The following is a 12,123-nucleotide window of genomic DNA, read 5'->3' as shown; positions in this document are numbered from 1 at the left end:
GTAAACTTATATTAACTCTAAAAAAAGGGATGGAGACAAATGAAACAAATCAAATGGCTTCTATTATTATGTGCATTACTTGCCGTCGTCAGTATGGCGTTTATTGGAGTGTCTGTTGCAGAAAAAAGCATACTGGGAACATGCTTAAGTATTGTGTTCGCCATGATTTTCATGGGTACAGGATTTACATTAAAACGAAAATTAAACGTGCAATCATAAAATTTATGAAAAGCCTTTTACATTTTACATGTAGAAGGCTTTTATTTTGGGTAAAAACAAGACCAACCACCTATGTAACACTAATGATTCAACTAAAAATTTCATATAGTGTTGGCAAATCTAAGCAATCTGAACTCCTCCATTTTTCGACAAGAACTTTTATAGTTCTCCAAAATCAAACACAAAGTTACATTTTTCCTATTCTTCCACAAAGTTTCTCATGGTATGCTGTTCTTGCAACAAAATTTAACAGAAAAGGGAGAGAAAAGAAGCATGAAGAAGTTTTTGAGCAAATCGCTCAGCTCTGTTGTATTTTTCGCTTTAGCTATCATTTTTACTTTCACAACAGTAGCTCCTGGGCAAGCAAGTGCTGCAACTTTCAAAGGGATTCCTTTTGAGCAGCAACAAATTATTAAAGATTTATTGGAGAAAAACGAGCGTGTTATCAGCATTCTCATCAATTCATTTGTTGAGGAAGACAACAACTACACATTTGATGTGAAAAAAGCTGTTGAGCTCGGTCTGACTGAAGAAGAAGCGGCGACTGCTGAGAAATTCTTAGATCGCGCAGCTGTTCTTACAATCGTTTTCAGTGAAAGCATCACTAAAAACGAAAAAGGAAAATTAGTTTTTGATGCAGAAAAAGCTGTTGAACTTGGTCTTACTAAAGAAGAAGCAACTAAATTCGAAAAGCTTTTCAAATCAGTGATCAGAATTGCTGATCTTGCTGGTGATGCACTTGTTCTAGACAAAAAAGGAAACGTTGTAATTGATTCTAAAATCGCTAAAGGTCTTGGATTCAGCTCTACTGAATTACTTGTTTTCAACCAATTGCTTAAGAAAATTCCTCAAGAGCAATTAAAAACGTTCTATGATGCAGTTCAAATTGCTAAAGAAAAATTGAACTAAGCTCAAAAAACCCCCATCCGGTTCATCCAGATGGGGGTTCTTTCTTATATCCAATAGATCAAGAGCATGATGAGATAGACGATACTAAAAACGATACTTGCCCTTAATAACAGTTTTCCATAGTAGCGCTTTTCAAACTTTCTTTTTTCTTCTTTTTCATCTATGAACGGTATGAAATCTGTTGACTTTGCAATAGAGACTGGTTCTTTCATTTCTTCATATAGATGAAGGCATTTTTTGCATGAACGTAAGTGCTCATTCACTAATTGATTTGTTTCTTCACTCGTGTCCCCTTCTATATAAAGTGGTAATAGTTCTTCAATCAAATAACAGCTCATTTGTTGAACTCCTCACAATGTAGCTTTCGTTTCAGCTCTAATCTTGCTCGATGAAGGGTTGTCTTTACTTTAGGTAAAGTCCAATTCAAAATTTCCGCTACTTCTTCATACGATAATTCCTGAATATCTCTTAAAATGAGGACTTCTCGGTAAGAATCCTTCAATTGATTGATCTGGCTCCACAGCCTTTGAATATCAGCTTGAGTTTCTAAATGGTCTTCAGGTGTCATGAATATCTGTTGCTCTAAAAAATCAGCATTTTCTACATCCGTAAAAGTTCGTTTTATTTTTCGGCGATAGTCGTTGACAAATGTATGATAAGCAATGGTGTAAAGCCATGTTTTAATGCTTGAATGTCCTTTAAAAGAGGATAATCCATGCAGTGCCTTGATAAATACATCCTGCGCAAGGTCCTTGGCTGTTTCGACATTTCCCGTTCTGCGATATAAATATTTGGTGATTTCCTGAAAATATTCTTCATATATTTTTTCAATTTGATTGGTCGGTCTAGACATCAAAAATAAAACCACACAGTCATCCAAATTGATAAAACGATAAAAAAGAAGTATAACGAAGAAATAAACCACTTCATGCGTTTTAATTCGAGATAATCGTTCTGATCCTCAGTGTGGGCAGGAGCAAACTCATTTCCCTTAACAGAATGCTGAAACTGCTTTTCATGCGTCTTCATCCAGTTAGAAGCCTCTTCTCCAAGCTCCCCTTCCTGATACAATTCATATAAGTCTTGAAAGATGGCTTGTTTTTCTTTATCTGTCAAAACGTTGCACCTCTTTTGTTCGTTCATTTACTTCATATATTTTCCGCTCATTCGATCCGAAGGTTTGAATGATCACAAACCACGAAATGCCCATTTTTCCCTCTTTGTCGATCATTCTCACCGGCTTGATTTGTTTTTTATAGATGGTATAAGGTTCATACTTTTTGAGAACTTGCTGATAGACTTCATCACGTTCTTGATTCGATACCGTATGCGGTAAAGAAGAGTCTGATTGCCAATTCAACTCAATTCCATCGGCATCTCTCGTCACATGAAGTAAATTTGATGACCCGTGAAAAGTATATTGTTTGTGTTCACGAGTTCCTGTTTCTGTCTTCACGTCTTTTGACTGTTCCCCTATCATTTCAAACAAATCTTCGTCACTGATATTTCCTTTTTTCTGTTGAAGAATCGCTTTTGATAGCTGTATTTTCAGCAATTCTTTCGTTGAACCATTAAACAGAAATTCAGATTGATCGGCTGTCTTTACCGTCACTTCATGCTGCCATTCAAAATAAAAAGCATCAACGTCTGTGATCTGGTAAGCTGGTGGCTGTAAACTTAACTTTTTATAAATACGATTAATTTTCGTTTTCATTTCTTTGTTTGTTAAATTGATCCCGTCTATATCCTTTAATTGAAAGATGGCGTTCCCATATTGCGCTTGTCGAAGCGTCTCTTTTTTCCAGGTGGCAAACGCTAAGCTCTCATCTTTATTCTGAGACATTTTTGGCAAAAGAAGAACGCTTGTCTCCCCGTCTTCTTTTTCGACGACGATATGAATGCGGTCTAGATCAACGGATCGGCCGCTTCTTTCAAAAAATTCAATGGTTTTTTCCCTATATTCTTTATCGGTCAAATGCTGACCCTTTGCGCGACCATGATAAAAATAGCTGTTTAATTCACCTGTAAACGCAGAAACATTCACTTCATATTGATCGGCTGCAAACACATAGTTATAAGAGATCGGCTGTTTATAAGTCGTTGAATATAATGTAGTGTCCGATGGTACAAACTTTGAAGCGAATGCTTTTGCACTTGCTTCAGATAAAGGGCGATATTCTTCTGAGAAAGTATCTGTCAGTTCCGTTTTAGTAAATTGAAACATGATATGTGGGAGATTTAGGATTGGGTTCAGCATCAGCATAAAAAAGACGACAATCCCCCCAGCACCCCACTGTCTCAACTTTACCTTGTTTTGTATTAACGCACATAACAAATGTAATGTCATAAAGCTTCCTGCGGCCGCCACTAAAATCACTATGGACTTAAACGAAGATTGCAGCTCATGCTTCGAGATAGAAGGATAAAAAATATACAGCAGCGCAGCGAAAATCAGGCCATAGAAAAACAGCAATTCTTTCCACTTCTGATGCCAAAACAAACGAAAGAATAGGTGAAGTACCAAAGCGACAAAGCCAATCATAAGCAAAATGATGATCAAATCTCTCCATACCAGCTCCGTATCACCGCTGAGAAAGAACTTTTTGCTTTCAACTAACACAATAAACACCGTTTGACATAAAGGCAGAAGTAACACAGATAAATCAAACGCAAAAAACATGCCTTTATTTTTTAAATAAGGAAGAGAAATCACATAGAAAAGTGATGCAAGCAAGACATATCCATAGATGAGAAATTGCATGAAATCTGTCAGCACTTCAAATGTTTCAATCGTATACTGTCTAGCTAGCACTTGGTGAATCATCTCAAGTGTCATACTCCCTAGCAGAACTACTCTTAATACGATTCCAGCATAAAATACATAACTACTCTTCTTTTCTTTCCATATGGGAAGTGTAATGAAAAGGACAAATAGTCCAAGCACACACCATTGAATCATGTGGATACTGTACTCATTTAAAATAAAAAACCTTTCAAAATGGAGGGATAAATCACTAAACAAATCAAACATTGCTACACAATCCTTTACATCAAATTAAGGCCTCATTCGTTTAGACATCTGCCTTACCAAAAAGTTTCAGGAAAAACAAAAAATCACTTCATTCTCATGAAGTGATGTTGTTTATTTTTTATTTCCGCTTCCTTTTATGTAATCATGCAAGATTTTTTCACAGACGGATCGATTTCCAGCAACAATGCTATTTTTCTCTAGAAACGTCAAGCGTTCTCCGTGAATATTCGAGTAAACAGCGCCTACCTCATCAAGTAACACACATCCAGCAGCATAATCCCAAGGCGCTAGCCTTAACGTGACATATGCGTCGCTTCTTCCGCTTGCAATATAAGCTAGTTCAAGTGCAGCTGACCCAATCGTTCTTGTTCCTCTCACAGCCCGTACGAGACGGGCAAACGGCTTAGCGTCAAAATGGGGGCTTTCAATCGCCCATGTTGGGTTAATGCCGACAATGGCTTTTTCAATGGCGACATCTTTTAGAGGCGGGAGTAAGATATCGTTCATATATGCCCCTTCTCCTTTGACTGCATGATAGAGCTCGTCATGGATGACGTCATAAATAAGACCGATTTTCCCCACACCATGTTCAAATATCCCAATTGAAATGGCAAAATTTCGTTTTTGATGGACAAAGTTCATGGTGCCATCAATTGGATCAATGATCCATACTATCCCGTCAAGAGAGGTCACTTCTTCCCCTTGGCCCTCTTCTCCTAAAATATGATGATCTGAAAATGTCGACTGTATCTTTTCAATGAAGAAACGTTCTGTTTCTTTATCGATGTTTGTGACAAGATCATTTGGATTTGATTTTGTTTCAATTGATAGACCTTCCTGCATGGATGCTTTAATGCGGCTACCCGCTTCTTTTACCCAAAGCTTTGCAAGTCGGTCAATTTCCACCCAGTTTGTCATCGGACTGTAAACCTCTTTTCTATGTAGTACCTATTTGTATTAGCATACTGATATTATGTACGTAAAAGCAAGAAAAAAGCAGCTTCATACAAAAACGAACCGATGAATTGGTTCGTTTTTACCTCACCTTGTTTTACCCTTGAAGCTGCTCCCATTCTTTTCTTAGGCGCTCAAGCTTTCGTTTGCTGCGTTCTACTTGGATATCGTCTTTTTGCTCGATGGCTTCATGAAGCGTAGAAAGCTCATAATCAACCTCTAATCTCCACACAGCGATGCGATTCTTCTTCTCTTGTCTATACCCATGCTTCACGATTTGCTTCATTGGTCAACGCCCCTTCCAGAGAATGATTCATTCCTTGTCAGTTTTCATTGATAAAAAATACAATCGATAAGAGAAATGGTTCTTGCTTATATCGTATGAAGCGATCGCATAACCGCAACGACATTCTGAAAATTGTGTTTTTACCTATTTGTTATGTACCACAAAATCGATGTTTTTAAACGCCGAACCAAGATCCCTGCTATCTTTCTCTTTAAAGTGCATCTTTTTTTGAGCTTGACCCAAGCTATGATAAAATATGATCAGCGAAAAGATACAGGAGGCATAACATGAGTGAAATGCGTTTTAGAGATGAAGATTTTGAAACATTCACAGTAGACGGTTTAGATGAACGTATGGCCGTATTAAAAGAGAGAGTCCGTCCAAAGCTTGAAGCACTTGGTGAACATTTTGCACCGCTTCTTTCTTCTATTACAGGAGACGAAATGTTTGTCCACGTGGCAAAACATGCTAGAAGATCAGTCAACCCGCCAAATGACACTTGGGTGGCTTTCGCTAACAGTAAGCGTGGGTATAAAAAGCTCCCTCATTTTCAAATTGGGCTTTGGAAAACTCATGTATTTGTATGGTTTGCGCTCATTTATGAATCTCCAGTAAAAGGTGAATATGGGCAATTATTCGAAAAAGAGCTGGACACGATCCAAAAGAAAATACCGCAAGACTTTGTTTGGTCTAAGGATCATATGAAACCGGACGTCCTCCGCCACAGCGAACTTGATGCTGAACAGCTGAGAACACTATTTGAACGTGTTCAAACAGTCAAAAAAGCCGAACTCCTTTGCGGCATCCAGCTTCCTAGAGAAGAAGTTGTTCAAATGAATAATGAAGAATTCTTATCAAAAATTGAAGATGCCTTCCGCACAGTAACTTATCTATACCGCTTTACACAAAAAGAATCTGTATAAAAAAACGAGCCTATCTATTATAGGCTCGTTTTTTACATCCGTATCATAGCTGTTTCTTCAGCCTCTCTTGCACTTTTTACTGTGCGATAAGGGGAATACCCACTTCCCTTTTCAAACGCCGCACAATGCGTCTTTTCTTCTGCTTTTGATGGTACAACTTCTTTAAATCGTTTATAAGCCTCTAGTAACGCTTGTTTCGCAATTCCTGTTTCATAGGCTTTTTCAACGGCTTGAAAAAATGAAATGACCGCCATCTTTTCTTCAGTTGTCCAGTCGACGTCCATTGGATATTGATATTCCATTTACTTGTCCCTCACTTTAATCCACATTTCTTATTTGAACTTTTATTATAGCATCTGTTTGATCAGAATCCGATTGATTTTATGCTTTACATTCCGATCAGTTCATAATATAATTCTTTTGTTTTATGCAATGAAATCTGCTGTTATTGGGATAATAATAGCAGGTATTTCGATGAAGGTGGGAAAGCAATTGTCACAACATGATACACCCTTATACACTGGACTAAAAAAACACGCTTCAACCAATCCAGTCCAATTTCACATTCCAGGCCATAAAAAAGGAGCCGGAATGGACCCTGAATTTAGAGCATTTATTGGAGACAATGCATTAAGCATTGACCTTATTAATATAGAACCTCTTGATGATTTACATTCGCCTCGAGGAATGATCAAAGAAGCACAGGAGCTTGCAGCAGAAGCATTTGGTGCCGACCATACGTTTTTCTCTATACAAGGAACAAGCGGCGCGATCATGACAATGGTGATGACCGTCTGTGGTCCTGGAGACAAAATTATTGTTCCACGTAATGTCCATAAGTCGATTATGTCTGCTATTGTATTTTCTGGTGCAGTACCTGTTTTTATTCACCCGGAAATTGACAAAGAGCTTGGCATCTCTCATGGCATCACGCCAGAGTCAGCTAAAAAAGCGCTGACTAAACACCCAGATGCGAAAGGGCTGCTTGTGATTAACCCAACGTATTTTGGCATTTCAGCTGATTTAAAAACCATTGTAGACATTGCTCATTCATATGACGTACCTGTTCTTGTAGATGAGGCACATGGTGTGCATATTCATTTTCACGATGAGCTTCCATTGTCTGCGATGCAGGCGGGAGCTGATATGGCAGCAACAAGTGTGCATAAACTTGGCGGCTCTCTCACCCAAAGCTCGATTTTAAATATAAAAGAAGGGCTTGTTTCAAAGGATCGAGTACAATCTATTTTAAGCATGCTGACAACTACGTCTACTTCTTATTTGCTTTTAGCCTCCCTGGATGTCGCTAGAAAGCGATTAGCGACTGAAGGAAAGGCACTTGCAGATGAAGCCATTCGATTAGCTGAATCAGCAAGAACTCGTTTAAACGAAATTGAAGGTATTACTTGTATTGGTCAAGAAATTCTCGGTTCACCTTCTACTTACGATTATGACCCAACAAAATTAATCATCTCCATTAAAGACCTTGGACTGAATGGCCATGATGTGGAGAAATGGCTGAGAGAAAGCTACCGAATTGAAGTAGAGCTCTCTGACCTATACAACATTTTATGTATCGTGACGCCTGGCGATTGTGATGAGACGATTGATACGCTTGTAACGGCTATGAAGGAAATTGCGGCAACCTCTGCACGTCAAGGCGGCAAACAAGCCGTGACAGAAGTGTTACTGCCTGAGATCCCTTCGCTTGCGATGACACCGCGTGACGCTTTTTACGCAACAACGGAAGTCATTCCATTTAAAGAAGCGGCTGGCCGTATCATTGCAGAATTTGTCATGGTTTATCCGCCTGGTATTCCTATTTTTATACCAGGTGAAATCATCACAGAAGAAAATATCTCCTATATCTTTAAAAATATCGAAATCGGTCTTCCTGTTCAAGGACCAGAAGATTCCACACTAGATATGATTCGTGTCATTAAAGAACAAAAAGCCATTTTATAAAAAAGAAACATGCAGCCCCAATTGGAGCTGCATGCTTTTTTATTTATTCAGAGGCTTCATCACAGCAATGACAGTGACCACATGTTCCATAAAGTGTTGTCACTTTTTCATTTTCAAATTGATCAATGGTTTCATTGCAATCTTGACAAATAATTGTACCCACGTACATTCCCCTTTTCTTTACTCAAAGTTTGAAAGCGTTTAATCTATTTCATACCTCTATAATATGATGTCACATTTAAGTTGTCAACGGTTAATTGTATGACACATTTAATTATTTTTTATAAATATATGCTTTTTTCTCATCATATTGAGGAAACGTTTCAAATGTATTTTGCTTCATATCAATTCTGTAACAATTGAGTAACAATCGAAAATTGTCAAAAAGGACGTGATACACTAGAGTGACTAACAGGGAACTAACTCCTAAAAATGTTGGTACAACCCCAAAGGATTTTGAGGTGAATAGATTGAATTTTATGAGGACCCTTCTCATTATATTCCCTATGCTCTTTGTACTTAGTTCATGCTCATTTGCGTATATCATACCGAATCAGACAGACCAGGTCAGTCATATTCAAAAGCCGAGAATTCTCTTTTTTACTGATGCAGAAAATCTTGATAAAGAAAGTCCTTATTATGACGCAGTGCTTGATTTAAAAAATGAATATCCGAAGGAAATGTCCAAGATGATTGTCAAAGAAGATCGTAAAGGCTGGAAAAATGAAGTAGACGAACTGCCGGCTATTTTACTTGTCAATAATGAAAAAGTCATTGTGAAGGTGGAAGGTAATGTCCGAAGTAAAGAGGATATCTTATCACCCATATGCCAAGCATTAGATCGAGTGAATACAAATTAACGGTTCGACTTTGCACTTATATATCCATATGAAAAAAGCCCTCATCTCATGAGGGTTTTTCTTTTTCAGCGACGTTTCACATACATAAAAAACCCCTCTCCGTGTGGAGAGGGGTTAAACGTTCATTATTTTACGATATGGATTGGGCTTCCGATTGCTACTTCAGCCGTTTCCATTGTGATTTCACCTAAAGTTGGGTGAGCGTGAATTGTCATTGCGATATCTTCAGCCGTCACACCAGCTTCAATTGCAAGGCTAAGCTCTGAAATCATATCAGAAGCACCAACACCTGCGATTTGTGCACCGATCACTAGACCATCCTCTTTACGAGTGATCATTTTCATGAAGCCATCAGTTGCATCAAGAGAAAGTGCACGTCCGTTTGCTGCGAATGGGAATTTCGCTGCAACGATGTCGATTCCTTCTTCTTTTGCTTCTGCTTCAGTGTATCCAACAGTTGCAAGTTCTGGCTCAGAGAATACAACAGCAGGAATACCAAGGTAATCAATTTCAGCTGGCTCTCCAGCGATTGCTTCAGCAGCAATTTTACCTTCGTAAGAAGCTTTGTGTGCAAGTGGTGGTCCATCAACGATGTCACCAATTGCATAGATGTTTGAAACGCTTGTACGGCATTGTTTGTCAGTTTTGACAACTCCGCGGTCTGTCAATTCAACACCAACTTGCTCAAGACCAAGCTCATCTGTGTTTGGACGACGACCAACAGTCACAAGTACGTAGTCAGCATCGACAGTTTTTTCTTCACCTTTTACTTCGAAAGTAACAGTGACACCGTCAGATTTTTCTTCAACGCCTTTTGCAAGAGCGTTTGTGTGAATTTCAACGTTTCCTTTTTTCTTCAGGTTACGTTTCACTAATGAGCTCATTTGCTTTTCAAAACCTGGAAGGATTTCGTCTCCACCTTCAAGGATGACAACTTCTGTTCCAAAGTTCGCATAAGCAGTACCAAGCTCAGTACCGATGTATCCACCACCGATGACAACTAACTTTTTAGGTACTTCTTTAAGCGCTAAAGCACCAGTTGAGTTGATCACGCGGTCTGTGTATTTAAATGTAGGCAATTCGATTGGACGAGATCCAGTTGCAAGAATTGCATTTTTAAATGTATAAGTCTGCGCTGAATTTTCATCCATGACACGTACAGAGTTGCTGTCTACGAAATAAGCTTCACCTTTGACGATGTCTACTTTATTTCCTTTTAGAAGACCTTGAACTCCACCTGTTAATTTGTTGACAACAGAAGCTTTCCACTCTTGAACTTTTGTGAAATCAACTGTTACGTTTTCAGCTTTGATACCCATGTCTTCAGAATGCTTTGCATTCTCGAAACGATGTCCAGCATTGATCAATGCTTTTGAAGGGATACAGCCGACGTTTAGACATACGCCGCCAAGTGTTCCTTTTTCAACGATTGTTACTTTTTGTCCTAGCTGTGCAGCACGAATAGCAGCTACATATCCACCAGGACCTGCACCGATGACAAGAGTATCTGTTTCGATTGGGAAATCTCCTACTACCATGAATTTACGCCTCCATTAAAATTAATTGTGGATCATTCAATAAACGCTTGATGTGGTTAAGGGCATTTTGCGCAGTAGCTCCATCAATCATACGGTGGTCAAAGCTTAGGGAAAGAGCTAAGACTGGAGCTGCAACGATTTCGCCATCACGAACAACCGCTTTTTCAGCGATACGGCCAATACCAAGGATCGCTACTTCTGGGTGGTTGATGACTGGAGTAAACCATTGTCCACCAGCAGAACCGATGTTTGTGATTGTGCAAGATGCACCCTTCATTTCAGCTGGAGCCAATTTACCATCACGTGCTTTTGTTGCAAGCTCGTTGATTTCATTAGATACTTCGAAAATCGCTTTGCGATCTGCATTTTTCACAACTGGAACGAGCAAGCCTTTTTCAGTATCAGCTGCAATTCCGATGTTGTAGTAATGCTTTTGAACAACTTCATCTGTTTTATCATCGATAGAAGTGTTAAGTACTGGGTACTTTTTCAAAGCAGAAGTTAGAGCTTTTACAACGTAAGGCAAGTAAGTTAACTTGATTCCTTGATCAGCTGCAACTTGTTTGAATTGTTTACGATGTGCAACAAGGTTTGTTACATCAACTTCATCCATTAATGTTACGTGAGGAGCTGTGTGCTTAGAGTTCACCATTGCTTTTGCGATCGCTTTGCGGATTCCGCTCATTTTCTCGCGAGTTTCTGGGAATTCTCCTTCTAGAACTGGAGCTGCTGCCGCTTTTGGAGCTGCTTCTTCTTTCGCACTTTCAGCTGCTTGAGGTGCTGCTTCTTGAGTTGCTGCAGAACCGCCATTAAGGAAGCTGTCGATATCTTCTTTTAGCACGCGGCCATTTTTACCAGTACCTGCAACTTTGTAAATTTCAACGCCTTTTTCACGCGCATATTTACGTACAGATGGCATAGCAATAACGCGTTTGTTAGGATCAGCATCTACTTGCTCTTGTGCGCCAGCACCAGTTGCTGCTGCCGCTTCTTCTTGAGCAACTTCTTTCTTTGCAGGCTCGTTACCAGCTTCAGCAGTACCTTGTACTTGAGCTTCAGTTTTCGCTTCGCCTTCTTCTTCGCTGCCTTTAAATTGAAGATTTTCGTAACCAGGTGCATCAAACGTAATGATTGTTTGTCCTACAGTTGCAACTGTTCCCTCTTCAACTTTTAATTCTAATACTTTTCCTTTAACAGGTGAAGGAATTTCTACAACTGCTTTATCATTTTGTACCTCTGCTAAAACGTCATCTTCATTGATTTCGTCGTTTGGTTTTACAAACCACTTAACGATCTCACCTTCGTGGATACCTTCTCCGATGTCCGGAAGTTTAAATTCAAATGCCACTGTTTTTCGCCTCCTAGATTATGTTAAACCATTGTTCTGTCAACATTACACGGTCATGTAATTGATAAAGGGGAAGAGAAATAAATTCTT

At 39.0% G+C, this 12,123-nt stretch carries 15 protein-coding genes; 5 read left to right on the top strand and 10 right to left on the bottom strand.

From position 1 onward, the window contains the following. The first annotated feature begins 39 nt into the window (after positions 1-39). Together ES896_RS11785 and ES896_RS11780 are read left to right on the top strand one after the other, a co-directional pair. Positions 40-219 carry a DUF5325 family protein gene (locus tag ES896_RS11785; protein WP_008345070.1) on the top strand — a complete coding sequence of 60 codons (180 nt, stop codon included), beginning with the start codon at positions 40-42 and terminating at the stop codon, positions 217-219. 273 nt (positions 220-492) lie between these two features. After that, complete coding sequence (locus ES896_RS11780) at positions 493-1,128, top strand: hypothetical protein (protein WP_017359387.1); 636 nt, start codon at positions 493-495, stop codon at positions 1,126-1,128. Between the two features lie 44 nt (positions 1,129-1,172). Here ES896_RS11780 and ES896_RS11775 read toward each other — a convergent pair whose 3' ends face one another. From ES896_RS11775 to ES896_RS11750, 6 genes are all read right to left on the bottom strand, one after another. Continuing rightward, positions 1,173-1,466, bottom strand: a complete 294-nt coding sequence (locus ES896_RS11775; protein WP_008345075.1) for an anti-sigma factor family protein — start codon at positions 1,464-1,466, stop codon at positions 1,173-1,175. After that, the gene (locus tag ES896_RS11770) at positions 1,463-1,981 is read right to left on the bottom strand and encodes a sigma-70 family RNA polymerase sigma factor (RefSeq protein WP_029575466.1); all 519 of its coding nucleotides are present in this window, start codon (positions 1,979-1,981) and stop codon (positions 1,463-1,465) included. The genes ES896_RS11775 and ES896_RS11770 overlap by 4 nt, the downstream gene beginning before the upstream one ends. Further along, positions 1,981-2,244: a hypothetical protein gene (locus ES896_RS11765; protein WP_008345079.1), complete on the bottom strand. Its 264-nt coding sequence runs from the start codon at positions 2,242-2,244 to the stop codon at positions 1,981-1,983. The genes ES896_RS11770 and ES896_RS11765 overlap by 1 nt, the downstream gene beginning before the upstream one ends. Beyond that, complete coding sequence (locus ES896_RS11760; protein ID WP_240688378.1) at positions 2,234-4,087, bottom strand: hypothetical protein; 1,854 nt, start codon at positions 4,085-4,087, stop codon at positions 2,234-2,236. Before ES896_RS11760 ends, ES896_RS11765 begins: the two co-directional genes overlap by 11 nt. A 183-nt stretch (positions 4,088-4,270) precedes the next feature. Then, entirely contained in the window at positions 4,271-5,077 is an 807-nt protein-coding gene (locus ES896_RS11755) for an inositol monophosphatase family protein (protein WP_008345083.1), read from the bottom strand. Positions 5,078-5,210: 133 nt separating this feature from the next. Beyond that, entirely contained in the window at positions 5,211-5,399 is a 189-nt protein-coding gene (locus ES896_RS11750) for a hypothetical protein (RefSeq protein ID WP_008345085.1), read from the bottom strand. Positions 5,400-5,686: 287 nt separating this feature from the next. Between ES896_RS11750 and ES896_RS11745 the strand changes: the two genes are divergently transcribed. Then, positions 5,687-6,322, top strand: a complete 636-nt coding sequence (locus ES896_RS11745) for a DUF1054 domain-containing protein (RefSeq protein WP_035392176.1) — start codon at positions 5,687-5,689, stop codon at positions 6,320-6,322. Positions 6,323-6,354: 32 nt separating this feature from the next. Here the strand turns inward: ES896_RS11745 and ES896_RS11740 are convergent, their stop codons facing one another. Further along, on the bottom strand, positions 6,355-6,624 hold the full coding sequence (locus ES896_RS11740; protein WP_008345089.1) for a UPF0223 family protein: 270 nt from the start codon (positions 6,622-6,624) through the stop codon (positions 6,355-6,357). Positions 6,625-6,814: 190 nt separating this feature from the next. Between ES896_RS11740 and ES896_RS11735 the strand changes: the two genes are divergently transcribed. Further along, positions 6,815-8,287, top strand: a complete 1,473-nt coding sequence (locus ES896_RS11735; protein ID WP_017367175.1) for an aminotransferase class I/II-fold pyridoxal phosphate-dependent enzyme — start codon at positions 6,815-6,817, stop codon at positions 8,285-8,287. Positions 8,288-8,330: 43 nt separating this feature from the next. Here ES896_RS11735 and ES896_RS11730 read toward each other — a convergent pair whose 3' ends face one another. Then, positions 8,331-8,450 carry a GapA-binding peptide SR1P gene (locus tag ES896_RS11730; protein WP_003212464.1) on the bottom strand — a complete coding sequence of 40 codons (120 nt, stop codon included), beginning with the start codon at positions 8,448-8,450 and terminating at the stop codon, positions 8,331-8,333. Positions 8,451-8,766: 316 nt separating this feature from the next. Between ES896_RS11730 and ES896_RS11725 the strand changes: the two genes are divergently transcribed. Then, a complete protein-coding gene (locus ES896_RS11725) occupies positions 8,767-9,147 on the top strand; it encodes a hypothetical protein (protein WP_223255627.1) in 381 nt (126 codons plus the stop codon). Between the two features lie 125 nt (positions 9,148-9,272). Here ES896_RS11725 and lpdA read toward each other — a convergent pair whose 3' ends face one another. Both lpdA and ES896_RS11715 read right to left on the bottom strand, forming a co-directional pair. Beyond that, entirely contained in the window at positions 9,273-10,685 is a 1,413-nt protein-coding gene (gene lpdA / locus ES896_RS11720; protein WP_003211097.1) for a dihydrolipoyl dehydrogenase, read from the bottom strand. Positions 10,686-10,689: 4 nt separating this feature from the next. Next, on the bottom strand, positions 10,690-12,033 hold the full coding sequence (locus tag ES896_RS11715; protein ID WP_017367174.1) for a dihydrolipoamide acetyltransferase family protein: 1,344 nt from the start codon (positions 12,031-12,033) through the stop codon (positions 10,690-10,692). Between the last annotated feature and the right edge of the window lie 90 nt (positions 12,034-12,123).

This window comes from Bacillus sp. 005/A4HT-01/001 (assembly GCF_004634445.1).
GTDB classification, from domain to species: Bacteria; Bacillota; Bacilli; order Bacillales; family Bacillaceae; genus Bacillus; species Bacillus altitudinis.
This window is presented reverse-complemented; position numbering and strand designations above follow the sequence as displayed.